This window comes from Crossiella sp. S99.2, from assembly GCF_023094165.1.
GTDB lineage: Bacteria > Actinomycetota > Actinomycetes > Mycobacteriales > Pseudonocardiaceae > Crossiella.
Genome location: NZ_JALMDK010000004.1, coordinates 669,214 through 688,275 on the forward strand (window position 1 = coordinate 669,214; position 19,062 = coordinate 688,275).

General features: G+C 70.6%; 15 protein-coding genes. 11 read left to right on the forward strand and 4 right to left on the reverse strand.

The window, feature by feature from the left end:
* Position 1 precedes the first annotated feature (1 nt).
* Complete coding sequence (locus MZC64_RS18830) at positions 2-622, reverse strand: DUF6801 domain-containing protein (protein ID WP_247758035.1); 621 nt, start codon at positions 620-622, stop codon at positions 2-4.
* 495 nt (positions 623-1,117) lie between these two features.
* On the opposite strand from MZC64_RS18830, the gene MZC64_RS18835 reads away from it, so the two are divergent.
* The 7 genes from MZC64_RS18835 (at position 1,118) to MZC64_RS18865 (ending at position 11,051) form a co-directional block, all read left to right on the forward strand.
* Positions 1,118-3,631: an RNA helicase gene (locus tag MZC64_RS18835; RefSeq protein ID WP_247758036.1), complete on the forward strand. Its 2,514-nt coding sequence runs from the start codon at positions 1,118-1,120 to the stop codon at positions 3,629-3,631.
* A gap of 5 nt (positions 3,632-3,636) precedes the next feature.
* A complete protein-coding gene (locus tag MZC64_RS18840) occupies positions 3,637-4,221 on the forward strand; it encodes a Uma2 family endonuclease (protein ID WP_247758037.1) in 585 nt (194 codons plus the stop codon).
* Positions 4,222-4,316: 95 nt separating this feature from the next.
* Positions 4,317-4,691: a hypothetical protein gene (locus tag MZC64_RS18845; RefSeq protein ID WP_247758038.1), complete on the forward strand. Its 375-nt coding sequence runs from the start codon at positions 4,317-4,319 to the stop codon at positions 4,689-4,691.
* Positions 4,688-9,061, forward strand: coding sequence for an AAA family ATPase (locus MZC64_RS18850; protein WP_247758039.1), 4,374 nt, complete (start codon positions 4,688-4,690; stop codon positions 9,059-9,061). Before MZC64_RS18845 ends, MZC64_RS18850 begins: the two co-directional genes overlap by 4 nt.
* A gap of 54 nt (positions 9,062-9,115) precedes the next feature.
* Positions 9,116-9,466, forward strand: a complete 351-nt coding sequence (locus tag MZC64_RS18855) for a RidA family protein (RefSeq protein WP_247758040.1) — start codon at positions 9,116-9,118, stop codon at positions 9,464-9,466.
* Positions 9,463-10,098 (forward strand): transcriptional regulator, encoded by a 636-nt coding sequence (locus MZC64_RS18860; RefSeq protein ID WP_247758041.1) that lies wholly within the window; start codon positions 9,463-9,465, stop codon positions 10,096-10,098. Before MZC64_RS18855 ends, MZC64_RS18860 begins: the two co-directional genes overlap by 4 nt.
* A complete protein-coding gene (locus MZC64_RS18865) occupies positions 10,095-11,051 on the forward strand; it encodes a threonine/serine dehydratase (RefSeq protein ID WP_247758042.1) in 957 nt (318 codons plus the stop codon). The genes MZC64_RS18860 and MZC64_RS18865 overlap by 4 nt, the downstream gene beginning before the upstream one ends.
* A gap of 175 nt (positions 11,052-11,226) precedes the next feature.
* Here the strand turns inward: MZC64_RS18865 and MZC64_RS18870 are convergent, their stop codons facing one another.
* The gene (locus MZC64_RS18870) at positions 11,227-13,971 is read right to left on the reverse strand and encodes an FtsX-like permease family protein (protein WP_247758043.1); all 2,745 of its coding nucleotides are present in this window, start codon (positions 13,969-13,971) and stop codon (positions 11,227-11,229) included.
* 66 nt (positions 13,972-14,037) lie between these two features.
* Complete coding sequence (locus MZC64_RS18875; protein ID WP_247758044.1) at positions 14,038-14,634, reverse strand: PadR family transcriptional regulator; 597 nt, start codon at positions 14,632-14,634, stop codon at positions 14,038-14,040.
* Positions 14,635-14,823: 189 nt separating this feature from the next.
* On the opposite strand from MZC64_RS18875, the gene MZC64_RS18880 reads away from it, so the two are divergent.
* The 3 genes from MZC64_RS18880 to MZC64_RS18890 all read left to right on the forward strand — a co-directional run bounded on the left by MZC64_RS18880 (position 14,824) and on the right by MZC64_RS18890 (position 17,820).
* Positions 14,824-15,477 carry a response regulator transcription factor gene (locus MZC64_RS18880; RefSeq protein WP_282105462.1) on the forward strand — a complete coding sequence of 218 codons (654 nt, stop codon included), beginning with the start codon at positions 14,824-14,826 and terminating at the stop codon, positions 15,475-15,477.
* Between the two features lie 95 nt (positions 15,478-15,572).
* Positions 15,573-16,604: an L-threonine 3-dehydrogenase gene (tdh, locus tag MZC64_RS18885; protein WP_247758046.1), complete on the forward strand. Its 1,032-nt coding sequence runs from the start codon at positions 15,573-15,575 to the stop codon at positions 16,602-16,604.
* 31 nt (positions 16,605-16,635) lie between these two features.
* The gene (locus tag MZC64_RS18890) at positions 16,636-17,820 is read left to right on the forward strand and encodes a glycine C-acetyltransferase (RefSeq protein WP_247758047.1); all 1,185 of its coding nucleotides are present in this window, start codon (positions 16,636-16,638) and stop codon (positions 17,818-17,820) included.
* A 99-nt stretch (positions 17,821-17,919) separates the two neighbouring features.
* On the opposite strand, the gene MZC64_RS18895 is transcribed toward MZC64_RS18890, so the two are convergent.
* On the reverse strand, positions 17,920-18,477 hold the full coding sequence (locus tag MZC64_RS18895) for an XRE family transcriptional regulator (protein ID WP_247758048.1): 558 nt from the start codon (positions 18,475-18,477) through the stop codon (positions 17,920-17,922).
* A 39-nt stretch (positions 18,478-18,516) separates the two neighbouring features.
* Here MZC64_RS18895 and MZC64_RS18900 point away from each other — a divergent pair, with 39 nt between their 5' ends.
* Positions 18,517-19,038: a GNAT family N-acetyltransferase gene (locus tag MZC64_RS18900; RefSeq protein WP_247758049.1), complete on the forward strand. Its 522-nt coding sequence runs from the start codon at positions 18,517-18,519 to the stop codon at positions 19,036-19,038.
* The last annotated feature ends 24 nt before the right edge of the window (positions 19,039-19,062 follow it).

Consider the following 19,062-nt stretch of genomic DNA (forward strand, 5'->3'; position numbering starts at 1 on the left):
GTTACTTCCTCGCCGCGGCGACCGGAATCTCGCCGAGCTTCTGGTCCTGACCCGGGTCTTCCTTGCAGGGCAGGTCGAAGGTGCCCAGTTCGGTGGGCGAGCCGTCGGCCTTGCGCGGGGTCAGCTTGGCGTCGAAGCCGTTGCTGACGATCGCCTCGGCCTGGCCCGGGTTGTCCACCGTGGTCGGCGGCACGTCGCCGGAGGCGGGCACGGTCAGGTCACCGGTGTCCGGGATCGGCGTCGAGGGCACGGTCATGCCGTTGATGTCGACCGTCTTGCGCACCCCGGCCGCGTCCTTGACGTCGAAGTGCGCCACCGCCGAACCGTCCAGGGTCTTCGCCTCGAACAGGTCGAAGGCCTCCACGATCCGCTCCGGCACCAGCACGCTGACCTTGAAGTCGGTGGCCTGGGCGGGCTGGCCGACCACGGCCGAGTCCGGCAGGTTCACCGAGATGGTCACCTTGAGCTGGTCGGGGCCGATCAGCGGGAACTCGCACGTGTAGTTCAGGGTCTTGGTGACCGGCGCGGCCTGGGCCACCCCGGTGCCGACAACGGCCAGGGCGAGTCCGGCCAGCACTGCTGTTGTTCGAGTCAGGATCTTGGTCAAGTGGCGGGTAGCCATGTGAACTTCTCCCTTGGTCAGCGAGCGTCATTGTTCGCCGAATTCACTCGAACGACTCGTTGACAGAAAAATCCGGGGCAGGTGGAGTCGCCGAAAGAAACCCGGAAGGCAGGGGACTGTACAGCAGGTGACCTGCACGAACGGCCTCCTACTAGCCGGTAGGTTACTGTCGCGTGTCATAGCTAGGCAAGAACCAGGTGGAGAAAAATCCCCCAAGAGGCCAACATTCGGCCGGTTTTGTCACCAGACTGACAATCGGTTCGGCCGAACGTGCTCACCCCGGCACGGATTTCCTGGCCCCAGTTGTCAGCGCATCAAAATAATGACCCGATGGGGTGATATGGGCGCACCCATTCCCCGGCATAGGCGTTTGCGATACCGCCGAAATACGGCCCCGGCTAGCCCGAACGGCCCGGTCCACGGCACTCGACACGCCTGCTTCCGACCCCCTGGTGGCCCACCCGCGCGCCTGGGTAGGGCACGATCGGGGGCACCATGACGCTCACCGAACACCTGCCGGACGGCCAGGACCCCGACGCCCTCTTCGACGCCTTCAGCACCTGGGCCGCCGGCCAGGGCATCGAGTTGTACCCGGCGCAGCAGGAAGCGCTGATCGAGATCGTCTCCGGCGCCAACGTGATCCTGTCCACCCCGACCGGCTCGGGCAAGAGCCTGGTCGCCGCGGGCGCGCATTTCGCCGCACTGGCGAACAAGCAGCGCACCTTCTACACCGCGCCGATCAAGGCCCTGGTGTCGGAGAAGTTCTTCGCGCTGATCGAGATGTTCGGCCCGGAGAACGTCGGCATGATGACCGGCGACTCCAGCGTGAACGGGGACGCGCCGATCATCTGCTGCACCGCGGAGATCCTGGCCAACATCGCGTTGCGGGACGGCGCGGACGCCGAGGTCGGCCAGGTCGTCATGGACGAGTTCCACTTCTATTCCGAGCCCGACCGCGGCTGGGCCTGGCAGGTCCCGCTGATCGAACTGCCCAAGGCGCAGTTCCTGCTGATGTCGGCGACCCTGGGCGATGTCAGCCGGTTCGAGACCGACCTGACCCGGCGCACCGGCCGCCCCACCACCGTGGTCAGCTCGGTCGAACGCCCGGTGCCGCTGTTCCACTCCTACGTGACCACGCCGCTGCAGGAGACCATCGAGGAACTGCTCTACACCCAGCAGGCCCCGATCTACGTGGTGCACTTCAGCCAGGCGGCCGCGCTGGAGCGGGCCCAGGCGCTGATGAGCATCAACGTCTCCAGCCGGGCGGACAAGGACGCGATCGCCGCGCAGATCGGCAACTTCCGGTTCACCGCCGGGTTCGGCAAAACGCTGTCCCGGCTGGTCCGGCACGGCATCGGCGTGCACCACGCCGGCATGCTGCCCAAGTACCGGCGCCTGGTCGAACAGCTCGCCCAGGCCGGCTTGCTCAAACTGATCTGCGGCACCGACACCCTGGGCGTTGGCATCAACGTGCCGATCCGGACCGTGGTGTTCACCGCGCTGAGTAAGTACGACGGGGTGCGCACCCGGATCCTCAAGGCCCGGGAGTTCCACCAGATCGCCGGGCGGGCCGGCCGGGCCGGGTACGACACGGTCGGCAACGTGGTGGTCGAGGCGCCCGATCACGTGGTGGAGAACGAACGCGCGCTGGCCAAGGCCGGGGACGATCCGAAGAAGCGGCGCAAGGTCGTGCGCAAGAAGCCCCCGGAGGGCTTCGTGTCCTGGGGCGAGCCGACCTTCCAGCGCCTGGTCGACGCCGAGCCCGAACCGCTGACCTCCAGCTTCCAGGTCAGCCACGCCATGCTGCTCAACGTGATCAACCGCCCCGGCGACGCCTTCGCCGGCATGCGGCACCTCCTGGAGGACAACCACGAGGACCGCCCGGCCCAGCTCAAGCTCATCCGCAAGGCCATCGCGATCTACCGCGCGCTGCTGGCCGCCGGTGTGGTGGAGAAGCTGGACACCCCCGACGAGGAGGGCCGCACCGTCCGGCTCACCGTCGACCTCCAATTCGACTTCGCGCTCAACCAGCCGTTGTCCCCCTTGGCGTTGGCCACCATCGAGCTGCTGGACCGGGAATCCCCCACCTACGCGCTCGACGTGGTCTCCATCATCGAGTCCACAGTGGACAATCCGCGTCCAGTGCTGTCCCAGCAACAATTCCGCGCCCGCGGCGAGGCCGTCAACAAGATGAAGGCCGAGGGCATGGAGTACGAGGCGCGGATGGAAGCCCTGGAGGAGGTGACCTGGCCCAAGCCCCTGCAGGACATCCTGGAGGCCGCGTACAACATGTACCGGCGCGGGCATCCCTGGGTCGCCGACCACGAGCTGTCCCCGAAGTCGGTCGTGCGCGACATGTACGAGCGCGCCATGACCTTCGTGGACTACATCGCCTTCTACCAGCTCGCCCGCTCCGAGGGCCTGGTCCTGCGCTACCTGGCCGACGTGTACAAGGCGCTGCGCCAGACCGTCCCCGACGACGCCAAGACCGAGGAACTCACCGACCTGATCGAATGGCTGGGCGAACTCGTCCGCCAGGTCGACAGCAGCCTGCTGGACGAGTGGGAACAACTCCGCAACCCCGCCGACGAGGACGCCCCCGAGAAGTCCATTGTGGACCTCGGCCCACCCCCGGTCACCGCGAACCCCAGGGCCTTCCGGGTACTGGTGCGCAACGAACTGTTCCGGCGAGTGGAACTGGCCGCCCGGCGCGACTACTACACCCTCGGCGAGATCGACGCGCACGCCGGCTGGGACGCGGACCGCTGGCAGGACGCCCTGGAGCCGTACTTCGAGGAGTACGCGGAGATCGGCGCCGGCCCGAACGCCCGCGGGCCGGCGCTGCTGATGATCAACCAGGACGAGTATCCCGGGCAGTGGGTGGTGCGGCAGATCTTCGACGATCCGGCCGGGGACCACGACTGGGCGATCACGGCCGAGGTGGATCTAGCCGGGTCGGATGAGACCGGGACCGCGGTGGTGCACGTGACCGAGGTGGGCCCGGCCTGACCGGGTTGCCGGACTGGCCTTATGTGCCACCGGATGGCTGGACCGCGGCTGATCTGGACCGGATCAGCCGCGACGGGCTGTGCGGCGAACTGGACGCGCTCAAGCACATCGAGCTGGTCGACGGGGAGCTGATCGTCTGGGCACCGCAGACGGAGTTCCACCGCCGGGTTGTGGAGCGACTGCGGAATGAGCTGGAACGCCAGGCGCCGCCGGAGCTGACCGCGACCCGGGAGATGGACGTGGTGCTCGGGTCGCGCCAGCGCCCGTGCCCGGACGTCTCCGTGGTGACCGCCGCGTCCGCCGATGATCTCGCTCGGACCTTCTACCTGCCCGAGGACGTGCTGCTGGTGGTCGAGGTGGTGTCGAAGTCCTCGGAGATCAGGGACCGGGAGACCAAGCCCCGCCGCTACGCCGAGGCCGGGATCGCGCACTTCTGGCGGGTGGAGAACCACGCCGGCGCGCCGGTCGTCTACGTCTACGAGCTGGATCCCGCCAGCCGCTCGTATGCGTTGACCGGGATCTTCCACGACCAGCTCGGGTGCCGGGTGCCGTTCCCGGTCGACATCCAGCTGGACGCGCTCGTTCGCTGACCCTGACGGGTGCGTGGTGACCGCGCCCGGATATCGCTACCCTCGGTCACACCTGTGATCGAACCGCTACGGGGGGTGGCGAATTGGGTGCGACGGTGACCGCGGACGGGCCGGATGCCGCGGAGCAGCTCCGGTACCTGCACGAGTGGCTGGGCGAGGTCGGTGAGTTGCGCGGCCGGGTGAGCCTGGACGAGCGGCCGCCGGAGCCGGGCACGCTGGGGCCGGTGGTGGACGCGCTGGTGGTGGCGCTGGGGCCGGCGGGGGCGGCGACCGCGTGTGCGGCCGCGGTGCTGGCCTGGTTGCGGACCCGGCGGGGGCGGGTGCGGATCAAGGTGACGTTGCCGGGGCGACGGTCGGCGGAACTGGACGCGGAGAAGGTCGCCAAGCTGGACGCCGCCGCGCTGCAGCAGCTGGCGGCACAGCTCGCGGCAATGCTGGAGCAGGGGGAACTGCCTCCCGGCGACCGGTGACCGGGCTGGCCGGTGCCGGTGTGCGGGTGCTGCTGATCGGCACCGGCACCCACCGGGGGCCGACCCTGACCTCGGTGCCCTCGGTCGCGCCCACGCTCGCGGATCTGCGTGCGATGCTGCACGAGCGGTGTGGGGTGGGACCCGACCAGGTGCGGGTGCTGCTTGATCCGCCGGACGCCCAGGCCATGGCGCTGGCGGTGACCGAGGCCGCGCAGCGGGCGGAGACCGTGCTGCTGGTCTGGTTCATCGGGCACGGGCTGCTCGGGCCGGGCGGCGAGTTGTACCTGGCGGCCAGCGGCACCGACCAGCTCGTCCCCGGGCTGGCCGAGCACCAGGCGCTGTCCTTCGGCACGTTGCGCCAGGCCCTCGGCGCCAGCCGGGCGGCCTCGGTGGTGGTTGTGCTGGACTGCTGCTTCTCCGGGCGGGTCTCGCTGGGGGCCTCCGGGCCCGCGTTCACCCTGGCACCCGCGCACGGCATGTACCTCATCGGCTCGGCCGAGCAGCTCGCGCTCGCGCCGCCGGAGGCCCGGCACACCGCGTTCACCGGTGCCTTCCTCGACCTGCTCACGCACGGCGACCCGCGCGGACCGCACCAGCTGACCCTGGACGCGGTCTACGACGCGGTGTTCCGCGCCATGCGGGAACGGCAACGGCCGTTGCCACGACGGCAGGCGGGCGACCGCTCCGGCGGCCTGGTCATCGCGCCGAACCCCGCCGCGCCCGTGCCCCCGCAACCCGGCCTGGCGGAACCGCCGGATCCGGGGCGCTGTCCCTATCCGGGTCTGGCCGCCTTCGGCGCCGAGGACGCCGGGCTGTTCCACGGGCGGGACCGGATGATCGCCGGACTGCTCGCCGCGGTGTCGGCCGCCGCCGAACCGGGCCGGGCGGGACTGGCCGCGCTGGTCGGACCGTCCGGCTCCGGCAAGACCTCGCTGTTCAACGCCGGACTGCTGGCCGCACTGCACCGCGACGGCCTGCCCGGCCTGCCCGGTTCGGCGAGCTGGCCGGTGCTCCGGTTCACCCCGGGCGCCAGCCCGCTGAACAGGCTGGCGGCCCAGCTGGACGCCGCACCGGAGGCCGCCGACCTGCGCGCGGACCCGACCGGTGCCACCGACCTGGCCGACCGCCTGCTGGCCGATCGGCCCGGCGCGCGGCTGCTGGTGCTGATCGACCAGTTCGAGGAACTGTTCACGCTCTGCCCCGACCCAGCCGAACGCGCCGCGTTCCTGGACGCGGTCAGCGTCCTCGCCGCACCGCCACGCGGGGTGGTGGTGTTCGCGCTGCGGGCGGACTTCTACGGCCAGGCCGCCGCGCACCCGGAACTACTCGCTGCCCTGCGCGACCGCCAGCTCCTGATCGAACCGATGACCGCCGCGGAGCTGCGCGCAGCCATCGAAGCCCCCGCCACCGCCGCCGGACTGGCCCTGGATGACGGCCTCGCCGACGTGATCCTGCACGAACTCGGCACCGCCGACAGCGCGCTGCCGCTGCTCTCGCACGTGCTGTGGGCGACCTGGCGGCAACGCAGCGGCTCCCGGCTGACCGTGCGCGGCTACCGGGCCTCCGGCGGTATCGCCCAGGCCATCGCCACCACCGCCGAACAGGTCTACACCGAACTGGACGAGCCGGGCCGGGAGGCCGCCCGACGACTGCTCCCCCGCCTGGTCCGGGTCAGCCCCGACTCGGTGGACACCGCCCGCCCGGTCGAGTTCGCCGCCCTGGTGCACGGCCTGCCCGACCCGGCCGCCGCCCAGCAGGCCATCAACCGGCTCACCGCGGCCCGCCTGCTCACCCTGGACCGCGACACCGCCCGCCTCAGCCACGAGGTGCTGCTGCGGGCCTGGCCGAGGCTGCGCGAGTGGGTGGACGCCGACCGCGACTGGCTGCACGCCCACCAGCAACTCAGCACCGACGCCACCGCCTGGGACCGGTCCGACCGCGATCCTTCGTTGCTGTACCGGGGAAACCGCCTGGCCGCCATCCGCGGCCGGGCGGCGGAATCCCGCACCGACACCGCCGACCTGGAACCCGTGCTCGCCGAGTTCATGACCGCCTCCTGGGACGACGAACGCCGCGGCGTCCGGCGCAGACGGCGCGTGGTCGCCTTCCTCGCGGTGCTGGTGCTGCTGGCCTCGACCGGCCTGATCGGCGCGATCGTGTTCCAGCGCCAGGCCACCCAGGCCCAGGACCGCGACCTGGCCCGCTACCTCGCCACCGAGGCGGAGGCGCAACGCGAGCGGCAACCCGGCCTGGCCAAGCAGCTGAGCCTGCTCGCCTACCGGATCGACGCGGAGGCCGGCCGCGGCGCGGTGCTGAGCAGCCTGCACACCCCCGGCGTGCTCAACCACGGCGAACCCGCCACCGACGTCGTACCCAGCGCGGACGGCCGGGTCCTGGCCATCGCCACCAGCGACGCGATCCTGCTCCGGGGCCCGGACGCCCCAATGCGAGTGTCCAACCGGCGAACCGGGCTGATCGCCCTCAACCGCAACGGCTCTGTGCTCGCCGCGGCCGGACAAGCCGAGTCGCAGACCATCCGACTGTGGGACCGCGCCAAGCCGGACCAGCCCCGGGAACTCACCGCCCCCGGCCCGGTCACCGCACTCGCACTGGGCACGGACCGCGAGATCCTGTACGCGGGCACCAACTCGGGCGAGATCGCGGTCTGGGATCTCGGCGATCCGGCTGCCCCCAAACCCTTGCCATCACTGCGTGGGCACACCGGTTTCGTGGACTCGCTGGCCGTGTCGGCCCAGCGGGGCCTGCTCGCCAGCGCGAGCGCCGACGGTCAGGTCAAGCTCTGGGACGCCTCGGGCGGGCAGCTTTTCTCCTTCGCTGGAAAGAAGATCAGCGAATCCGACCGCAAGTCACCGCAACCCTGGCACCGCGTTGCCTTCGACCCGACCGGGCGTCTGCTGGCCACTCCGGGCGATCTGCGGGCTGCCCCGCACCTGTGGCAGCTCGACGATCCACGCGCACCCCGGCCAGTGGATTCGAGCGTCGGTCCGAGGAACTCCTGCCTCGGCGGCTACGGTCCTCGGTCCGTGGCGTTCAGCCCGTCGGACAAGCATCTCGTCATGCTGTGCGACAACAAATGGCACCTGCTGAAGTACAACTCCGGGGCGATCGCCTCGGGCGCCTCGCAGGAGTTGGACGTGTTCCTGCGGCCAGGGCCGGTCGTGTTCGATCCCCAGGGCGGCAAGCAATTGCTCCAGGCCACCGCCAACGGCGTCTACGCCTGGGGACTGTCCAATCCGGACCAGCCAGGGGCGCTGGGGGCGTTGCCGTTGTCCTACCTGGCCTGGGGCGATCTCGTGTTCCGGTCCGACGGCCGACGGCAGCTCGTCCTGCTGCAGGACGCGGCGTCGATCGGCCTCTGGGAGGTCACCGACCTGGCCCGCCCGAAGATCGTCGGGACAATTCCCGTCCCCAGAAGGAACATCGCCATCGAGGCCGATCTCAGCCCGGACGGCGCGGTCATCGCCGCGGCAGAACTGGTCGATGACCAGCGTATGGTCCTCCGCCTGCGCGATACGAAGGCCACCGGCCTGCCGGTGCTGGGCGCGATCGAGGGGATCGCCAACGAGGTGCCGGAGGTGGAATTCCACCCGGCCAGGCCAATTCTCGCCGTGTCCGACCACAGCATCGGGCCGCACGGCACCCGCGCGCCGTCCACAGTCCGGCTGTACGACATCGCCGATCCCCGGCGACCGCGGCAACTCGCCCAACTGCCGTTCGAGGCCGCCGAGCTGGGGTTTTCCCCGGACGGCAGAACGCTGATCGCGGATGTCCGGGTCGACGGGGAACGTCAGTTGCGGGGCTGGGATCTCACCGACCCGGCGCAGCCGACCGAACTGTGGCGGCTCCCCTTGCCCTCGGACGCGCGGGTTCCGACCTTCGGGATGCGGCCGGACGGCAAGCTGCTCGCGGTCTCCGCCAACAACGATCTGCGCCTGTGGCGGGTGGAACAACGGCGGCCAGTCGGTGACCCGATCAGCGTGACCGCGATCAACTCGGCCGGGGGGTCGCTGGCGTTCAGCCCGGATGGCACCCAGCTCGCGCTCTACGTTCGGCACCGCGACAGCGAGAGTGCCGGGTACCGGCCTGAAGTGTGGAACGTGAGCGATCCCAGCCTCCCGCAGCGCCAGTTCTACCTGCCTGGCAAGAAGATCGTTCTAGCCGAGTCACTCGCGTTCAGCCCGGACGGCCGGGTCCTCGCGGTCACCCGCTCCGGCGACGCCGTCGACTTCTGGAGCACCGACCCGGAACACATCCTCGGCACCCTCTGCGACTCCGTCGGCGACCCGATCACCCAGCAGCAATGGGACCGCTACCTCCCGGACCGCCGCTACGAACCCCCCTGCCGCTGACACTGTCACACAAGTCACCGTAGACACTCCGTCCAACCATTGTACATTTCGTCCATGACCGATGAGCACCCCTACTCGACCGCGTTCCGCAGTGGCGACCTGGTCGCCGTGTCCGGCCGACTCGGCGTCAGCGAGCCCGGCGTCCTGGTGCCCGGCGGGTTCGCCGCCGAGTGCGCGCAGGCGTTCGCGAACCTGGACGAAGCGCTGGCCTCGGCGGGAGCGACGCGGGCGGATGTGGTGCAGGTGACCGCATATCTGACCGACATCGGCGACCGAGATGGACTCAACGCCGCCTTCGCCGGGTTCTTCGGCGAGCCGCGACCGGCGCGGACCTGTGTTGGGGTCGCGTCGTTGCCGTACGGGGCCTGCGTGGAGATCGACGCGCTGGCCCGGGTCCAGGGATGAGCGGCGAGCGGGACGCGATTCTGGCCGCCCTCGAACCAGTCATGGACGGGATCGTGGCGACGTTCGGGGACTGCTGCGAGGTGGTGGTGCACGACTTCCGGCAGCCGGAGAACTCGGTGGTGGCCATCGCGGGCAGTGTCACGGGGCGCAGTGTCGGCGGGGCGATGAGTGAGATCGGGATGGGGTTGCTCGCCCAGGGCGACACGGCCGAGGACCAGCTCAACTACATCACCCGGACCGCGGCCGGGAAGATGGTCAAGTCGTCCACGATGTTGTTGCGGGACAGCGAGAATCTCGTGTTCGGCGCGTTGTGCGTGAACCTGGACCTCAGTGGGCTGACCCAGGTCCAGCAGTTGCTGGGCGGGCTGGCAGGAGTGGCCGCGCCGGTGGCCACCACCACGTTCGGGGATGACATCGACCTCGTCATCGATTCCATTGTGGACAGTCGACAGCTGGACCAGGGGCGGTCCTGGGCCGAGTTGAGCCGGGAGGAACGGCTCGCGTTGTTCCGGGATCTGGAGCAGCGCGGGGTGTTCGCGGTGCGGCGGGCGGTGCCGCGAGTGGCTGCCAGGCTGGGGATTTCGCGGGCTTCCGCCTACGCCTATCTCGCCGAGACCAAGGAGAACGCATGAGCACGTTGCCGGTTTCCCTCGCCGATGTCCGGGACGCCGCCGCGCGGCTGGCGGGGGTGGCACATCGGACGCCGGTGCTGCGCTCGCGTCAGCTGGACGCGATTGTCGGCGCCGAGGTGCACCTCAAGTGTGAGAACTTCCAGCGGATCGGGGCGTTCAAGTTCCGGGGCGCCTACAACGCGGTGTCGCGGTTGTCCGAAGCCCAGCTGCGCAAGGGAATCGCGGCCTACTCCTCGGGCAACCACGCCCAGGCGGTCGCGCTGGCCGCGCGGGAATTCGGCAGCACCGCGGTGATCCTGGTGCCCGAGGACACGCCACAGTCCAAAAAGGACGCCACCGCGGGCTACGGCGCGGAACTGGTGACCTACGACCGGTTCACCGGGGACCGGGTGGCCATCGGCAACAAGCTCGCCGCGGACCGCGGGCTCGCGTTGATCCCGCCGTACGAGCACCCGCACGTGATCGCCGGGCAGGGCACGGCCGCGCTGGAACTCCTGGAGGAGGTCGCGGAGCTGGACACCGTGCTCACCCCGATCGGCGGGGGTGGGTTGATCGCGGGCAGCGCGACCGCGGCCAAGGGGATCTCGCCCGGGATCCGGGTGGTGGGTGTGGAACCCGAGGCCGGGGACGACACCCGGCGGTCGTTGCTGGCCGGTGAGCGGGTCCAGATCCCGGTGCCGCGGACCATCGCGGACGGGCAGGCGGCGGAGATCCCCGGCGAGCTGACCTTCTCCATCAACCGGCACCTCGTCGACGAGGTGGTGCTGGTCAGCGATGACGAGATCCGGGCGGCGATGCGGTTCGCGTTCGAGCGGTTGAAGATCGTGCTGGAACCGAGTGGGGCGACGCCGCTGGCCGCGTTGATGACCGGGAAACTGGCTGGGGCACAACGGGTCGGCGCGATCCTCTCCGGCGGGAACATCGATCCGGAGCGGTTCGCCAGCCTGCTCTAGGCAAGTCCACACCGCACCGGCGTGTTGGCCGTTGTCGTACCTAGTCTTGGCCGAACTCGTACCACTTGGGCCAACTGGTACGCCCACTTGGGCCAAACTGGCGTACCAGTTTGGCCAACTCGCCGTCCACAACGGCCAACACGTCGTCCGGAACGGCCAACACGATGGTGCTTGCCTAGGTGTGGCGGCGGTCGATGCGGACTCGGCCGCGGACGCAGGCCAGGGCGACCAGGGCGGCGATCGCGGGGACCACCACCAGCACGAAGCCGATCACCGGCCAGGGCAGGACCAGCTCGTAGGGCAGGGCCACCGGGCCCTCGCGCCACATCCGGCGGGCGCCCTGGGCGGAGATCATCGCGGCGGGCAGGATGCCGACCAGCACGCCCAGCACGCTGCCCAGGCCGGAGATGATCAGGGACTGGGCCACGGCCAGGGCGCGGCGGGTACGCACGGTGGCGCCGACGGTGGCCAGCATGATCGAGTGGCGCTGGGTGTCGATCAGCGAGAGCACGGTGGCGGTGACCGCGGCCGTGGTGCTCAGCAACGCGGTGCAGGCCAGCAACAGCAGGGCGAACAGCGCGGCCTCGCGGGTGTCGCCGCGTTCGACGTAACTGCCCAGGCCGGCGGCGCTGACCATCTCGCCGATCCGGTCCTGCTCGAACCCGCTCAGCCGCCGGTCCAGCTCGATGTCCAGCGCGCGCAACGCGCCCGGCACGTCCAGCCGCTCGGCGGTCCGCGGCGGCAGCACCACCAGCGCCGAACCCACCTCGCTGTCCACCGCCATGGCCGGTAACGACAGTTCGTGGCTGCCCTGCGGGGTGTTCACCACGAACCGGGTGCGGCCGTCCTGCACGTACCGGGAGTCCAGCACCACCGCCTCACCCCGGTCCAGCGCGGCCGCCGCGGCCGGGTCGGCGACCCCGCTGACCCGGCGCAGCAGCTCCGCGTCGCCGACCAGCACCGCGCCCAGCAGCCGCCGGTGGTGCACGCAGTCCGGGCCGCCCGGCGGCAGCCACTGCTCCCGGGTGGTCCAGTCCGCGCCGCAGCCGGCCGAGGGCGCCATGGCCACCTCCACCGTGCGCGGGCAGCCGCCGGCGCCGCAGGTGTCCCAGGCCCCCGGCAACGCGGTGACCTCGGCGAAGGAGCGGACCGGCAGCGCCTCCCCCAGGCTGTTCCGCAACTCCGCCAGGCCGGCTGGGCGGTCGGCCGCGTCGGCGACGAGGACCGCGGCGTGCCGGTCCGGCAGGGTCGGCCAGTAGCGGCCGGAGGTGTAGGCGTTGCGGGTGGCGTCCAGGGTGTCCAGCGCGATGGTGCCGATCACCACCATCATCACCGCGGCGATCGCCGGTGCGCTGCGGGCGCGGTGCCGGCCCAGCTCGCGCAGGGCGATCCGCACGCTCACCGGCAGTGCGGGGGCCAGCGCGGCGATCCGGCCGACCAGCGCCGGGAACCAGCAGAACAGGCCCACGCTGATCAGCACCGTGGCCACCGGCACCAGTCCGCGCCAGTCCAGGAAGAACGCCGCCGCCGCGGCCACCGCCAGCCCGCTGAACACCAGCGCGCCGCCCAGCACCGGGGTGACCCGGGAGGGCCGCCGGTCACTGCGCCGTTCGGCCAGCAGCTGCCCGGCCTTGGTCCGCCCGGCGCGCACCGCGGGCACCACGGCCGCGGCCACCCCGGTGAACAGGCCCAGCGCCACCGGCAGCAGCAGATCGTCGAGGCCGACCTCGAACCGCCAGATCTGCGGCAGGTCGAAGCGCAGGAACACCTCGATCAGCACCGCCGCCGCCCCGGTGCCGGCCAGACTGCCCAGCATCGCACCGGCCAAGCCCAGCAGCAGGCCCCAGACCAGCAGCAACAGCACCAGCTGACCGCCGCTGGCCCCGTTGGCGGCCAGCGCGCCCAGCTGACGGCGGCCCAGCCGGATGCCCACGGCGAACATCGCGCCGCCCAGCAGGATCACCTGGACCACCGCGATCCCGGCCAGCAGCATGCCCAGCCGCTCCCCGGTGGACTGGCTGCGGTCGTGCCCACCGGTCAGATCGTCGATGAGCAGGTCGTGGAAGCTGCGGTACGCGCCGGGCGGATCGCCGGGCAGCGGGACCTTCTCCGGCGGCGGGGGCGCCAGCACCGCGCCACGGGAGTACACCGCGAGCCCGTGCTCGTTGGCCGCCAGCACCCCGGCCCAGTCGATGTCCTTGTCCACCAGCCACATCCGCCCGCCCAGCCGGGGCGCCTCGGCGGGTGCGGCGCGCAGCAGCTGCTCGTAGAGCGCGCCGGGCTGGGCGAAGAGCACCAGCTCACCGTGGTCGCGGGTCGGCCTGGCCTCCCCGACCACCAGGAAGGACCGCCCGGCGGCCGGCACCGCCACGGTGGCGCCGAGGTCGATCCCGGCCCGGCGCAGGAACTCCGGCGAGGCCGCCACCTCGTCCGGCCCCTTGGGCGCCCGGCCGCGCACCTGCTCGGTGATGCCGCGGGCCAGCGGGTGGACGTAGTCCAGCTCCTGGAACTGGGTGCTCAGCCGGGTCGCGCCGGTGGTGGCGGTCAGCAGCGAGCGGGTCATGGTCAGCACCAGCGCGCCCGGCGGCAGCTCCGGCCGGGCCGCGTGCCGGTGTTCGGGGGTGCCCTCGGCCGGCGGCGCGGCACGCACCTGGGTGCCGTCCAGGTTCTGCAGGATCGGCACATCGCCGAACCCGGCGTCGGTGACCCTGGCCGCGGCCTGGCCGAGGTGCTGTTCGATCGTGTGCTTGGGGCTGGCGCGCTGGACGTCCGAGAGCACATCGCTGAGCAGGGTCGCGGCCACCGGCACCGAGATCATCACGGCCAGCGCCAGGCTGGCGCCCTTGGTCGCGCTGATCCAGCGCAGCACCAAGCGGCACACCGCCCGCACCGCGGGCGGGGAGAACACGCCGCCCCGCACCAGACCGCCCCCTCAGCAAAGGGTTACCGAACCTCGGCAGCAGTCTTCCGGGCGGGAGCGCTCAGGTCATCCTCCTACCCGCCCGGGTTCTGCCTGCTCGGCGGGCGCGGGCACGGGGGCCGCCACCGAACCGGCGGTCTCCACGGCCTGCGCGCGCCGGGCCAGCCGCTGCTCGCACAGCTCCAGCCAGCGCACCTCGGCCTCGGCCTGGAACACCAGCGAGTCCAGCACCAGCAGCCAGGCCAGGTCCTCATCCGCGGATGCCTGCGCCTTGAGCCGGGTGTAGTTCTGCAGCACCCGCAGGGTGTGCAGCCGCTGCACCCGGACGATGCCGCGGGCGTCCACCCCGGGCAGCGCCGCCGCCAGGGCGATCTTGATGGCCAGCTCGTCGCGCGCGGGCGCGCCGCGGTCGACCGGGCTCTGCAACCAGCGCTGCACCTCGCCCCGGCCACCGTGGGTCAGCCGGTAATAGATGTGTCCCTCGGCGTCCTGTCCGGCCGGTTCGACCAGATCATCGCGTTCGAGCCGCCCCAGGGTCGTGTAGACCTGCCCGATGTTGAGCGGCCAGGTGGATCCGGTACGCGTCTCGAACTCGGCGCGCAACTGGAAGCCGTACTTGGGTCCCTGCTGTAACAGGGCCAACAGCGCCTGGCGGATTGACATGACCCCGTAGGTACCATCTCCGCCCGCGCTTGTCGCCCCTCTGCGGAAATCTGGTTTGGACCAGTTGACCCGGCAGGCACCGGCACACCCAGGTCGAATTGAAGATTCAAAAGCGTCTACCTGGTCAATATATTGCGTATGTTAACGTTCGGCGACCCCGGTGCCACCGCCTGAATTCCCGAGGTTTCCATGGCCAGCCCAGCCGTTGTCCGGGTATTCGTCATCGATCCCCAACCGATTGTCGCCGCCGGTTTGCAAGCCGTGTTCACGCCGGTCGAGGACCTGGTGCTGCAAGGCGGCGCGACCTCATGGCGTACCGCGTATCCCCAGTTCAGCGAGTGTCCTCCGGATGTCGTACTTCTGGAGCTGGCGACCACCCTGGAAGACGGCCTCGGCCTGATCCGGCATCTTCGGGAATATCACCCGGAGACCGAGGTGCTGGTGTTCACCGAGGAAGGCCGCCGGGTGCTGGCCGCATTGCGCGCGGGCGCCCGCGGTTTTCTGCTGAAAACGGCGAGCCGGACCGACCTGGTGGCCGCGGTGCGCCGGGCGCGGGCCGGGGTGGCCACCGTGTCACCAGACCTGCTGTGCCAACTGGTGGCCGAGGTTCAGCAGGACGGCAGCAGGCCAAAACTGTCGGAGCGGGAGCTGGAGGTGCTGCGGCTGGTGGCCGCCGGGCGGCGCACCGCCGAGATCGCCAAGGGCCTGTTCGTCAGCGAGGCCACCGTGAAGACCCACCTGCAGCGCAGTTTCGCCAAGCTCAAGGTGAACGGCCGGGTGGAGGCGGTGCGGGTCGCGGTGGCCGCCGGGCTGCTGCCGGGGCACGTTGTGCAGGCCGACTGAATCCGCAGTTCAGTAATCGTCGATGGACGCATGCGCACGCGCGCACGCAGACTTCCAGGCATCTCGCGCGTCCCTGAGTTCTCTGGAGTTGCCTGGTGAAAGCCCTGATCAAGGCCAAGGACGAGCCCGGCCTGTGGCTGGAGGACGTCCCGATGCCCGTCGTCGGCGCCGACGACGTGCTGGTGAAGGTGCTGCGCACCGGCATCTGCGGCACCGATCTGCACATCCAGGACTGGGACGACTGGGCGCGGCGCAACGTGCCGGTGCCGCTGATCACCGGGCACGAGTTCGTCGGCGAGGTGGTCGAGATCGGCTCGGCCGTGCGCGAAGTCGCGGTGGGCGACCTGGTCAGCGGCGAGGGACACCTGGTCTGCGGCAAGTGCCGCAACTGCCTGGCCGGGCGGCGGCACCTGTGCGCCCGCACCAAGGGCCTTGGCGTGCACCACAACGGGGCCTTCGCCGAGTACGTGGCGCTGCCCGCGACCAACGCCTGGGTGCACCGCAACCCGGTCGACCTGGACGTGGCCGCGATCTTCGACCCGTTCGGCAACGCCGTGCACACCGCGCTCAGTTTCCCGATCATGAACGAGGACGTGCTGATCACCGGCGCGGGCCCGATCGGCGTGATGGCCGCGGCGGTGGCCAAGCACGCGGGCGCCCGGCACGTGGTGATCACCGACGTCAGCCCGTACCGGCTGGAGCTGGCCGAGAAGGTCGGCGTGTCGCTGGCCCTGGACGTCAGCAAGCACACCATCGCCGACGCGCAGAAGCAGCTCGGGCTGCGCGAGGGCTTCGACATCGGGATGGAGATGTCCGGGCAGCCGGCCGCGTTGCGCGAGATGATCGCGAACATGACCCACGGCGGCCGGATCGCCATGCTCGGCCTGCCCAGCAAGGAGATCCCGGTGGACTTCTCCACCGTGGTGCTCAACATGCTCACCATCAAGGGCATCTACGGCCGGGAGATGTTCGAGACCTGGTACTCGATGTCGGTGCTGCTCGAAGGCGGCCTCGACCTCAGCCCGGTGATCACCCACCGGTTCGGCCACGAGGACTTCGAGGAGGCCTTCGGCACCGCCCGCGAGGGGCGTTGCGGCAAGGTCATCCTCGACTGGACCACGAACTGAGTCTCGCCCCACTCGCTCTGAAAGGGACCTGATGTTCGGCACCATGCGCGAAGATCTGCGCACCAGCCTCCAGGAGATCCGCGACGCCGGCCTGTACAAGGCCGAGCGGGTCATCACCACCCCGCAGAACGCCGCGGTCGGCGTCGGCGGCGGACCGAAGGTGCTCAACTTCTGCGCCAACAACTACCTGGGACTGGCCGATCACCCCGAGGTCGTCGCCGCGGCCAAGGCCGCGCTGGACGAGTGGGGCTTCGGCATGGCCTCGGTGCGGTTCATCTGCGGCACCCAGCAGATCCACAAGGACCTGGAGTCGCGGCTGTCGGGCTTCCTCGGCACCGAGGACACCATCCTGTACAGCTCGTGTTTCGACGCCAACGGCGGTCTGTTCGAGACCCTGCTCGGCGCCGAGGACGCGGTGATCTCCGATGAGCTGAACCACGCCAGCATCATCGACGGCATCCGGCTGTCCAAGGCCAAGCGGTTCCGGTACAAGAACCGGGACATGGGTGATCTGGAGCGGTGCCTGGTCGAGGCCAAGGACGCCCGCTACCGGCTGATCGCCACCGACGGCGTGTTCTCCATGGACGGCTACCTGGCCCCGCTGGACGAGATCTGCGCCTTGGCGGAGAAGCACAACGCGCTGGTGATGGTGGACGATTCGCACGCGGTCGGCTTCACCGGCCCGACCGGCGCGGGCACCCCGGAACTGTTCGGCGTGCAGGACAAGATCGACGTGCTCACCGGCACGCTGGGCAAGGCCCTCGGCGGGGCCAGCGGCGGGTACGTCTCCGGGCGGGCCGAGATCGTGGAGCTGCTGCGGCAGCGTTCCCGGCCGTACCTGTTCTCCAACTCCCTGGCGCCCGCGGTCACCGCCGCCTCGATCAAGGCCCTGGACCTGATCAGCACCTCCGGCGACCTGCTGGAGAAGCTGCGGCAGAACACCGAGCTGTTCCGCCGGGAGATGACCGCCCGCGGCTTCGCCGTGCTGCCCGGCGAGCACCCCATCGCGCCGGTGATGATCGGCGACGCGGCCGAGGCCGGCCGGATGGCGGAAGCGTTGCTGGAGCAGGGCATCTACGTGATCGGCTTCTCCTACCCGGTGGTGCCGCACGGCAAGGCCCGCATCCGCACCCAGATGTCCGCCGCGCACAGCACCGACGAGGTCTGGCAAGCCATCCACGCCTTCGAAAAGGCCCGCGACACCCTCAAGGGCTGATCCCCCCGGCGTGTTGGCCGTTCTCGTACGCCCAGTTGGCCAAACTCGTACGCCGAGTTGGGCCAACTGGGGCGGCGAGTTGGGCCAAGTGGGACGGTTTCAGACGCGGCGGGCGAGGGCGACCAGGTAGCGGCAGGGTGTGCCGGTGGGGTTGACGTAGGCGCAGGGCTGGGGTGGGCCGAGCTGGAGGCAGTCGCCGGTGGCCAGTTCGTGCAGGACCTCGCCCTCGCGGAAGTCCAGGCGGCCGTCCAGGACCCAGATCTGGTGGTGCACCAGGGTGTAGGTGTCGGCTGGATACTCGACGACGGCGTTGCCGGGGAGTTCGACCTCGACGAGTTCGAGGGGTCCGCCCGCGGAGGGGGAGACCGCGCGGCGGCGGTAGCCGGTTTCCGGGTCTGTCCACTGTGGCTGGTCGGCGGCGCGGACGAGGCGGCGTTCGCCTTCGGCGCGGGCGATGAGTTCGGACAACGTCATGCCCAGCGCGGCGGCCAGCCTGCCCAGTAGGACCGCGGTGGGTTGCGCCTCACCGCGTTCGATCTTGCTGATCATCGCCCGGGACACCCCCGACCGCTGCGCGAGGGCGTTGATCGTGATGTCCCTGGCGACCCGGGCGTCTTGCACGGTGGTGGCGAGCGACACGGAGAGCGGATCCGACATGCTGTCCACTATAGCGACACTTCTGTCTACTATAGTTTCATGGACGGAGTGCGCGACGCAGCAGCAGAGGACGCGGAGGCGTGTGCGGCGATCTACGCCCCGTACGTCACCGGCACCACGATCACCTTCGAGACCGAGGCGCCAGGCGTGCCGGAGATGGCCGCACGGATCGCCGAGGCGCAGCGCGAGCACGCGTGGGTGGTACTGGAGGAGGACGGCCGGGTGGTGGGTTACGCCTATGGCGGGCCGTTCAAGACGCGGGCGGCTTATCGGTGGTCCTGCGAGGTCAGCGTTTATCTGGAGTTGGGGCGGCGTCGGGCCGGGGGTGGGCGGGCGTTGTATGGGGCGTTGTTCGAGCGGCTGGCGGCGCGGGGATATCGGACGGTGGCAGCGGGGATGACGTTGCCGAATGCGGCGAGCGAGGGGTTGCACCGGGCGCTGGGGTTTGAGGAGGTGGGGACTTATCGGCGGATCGGGTGGAAGGACGGGGCCTGGCATGACGTCCGATGGGCGCAGCTGATGCTCTCGGATGAGGCTGGGGCACCGGCGGAGCCTCGCTGACGGGGATCACCCCTGCCGGCGTGT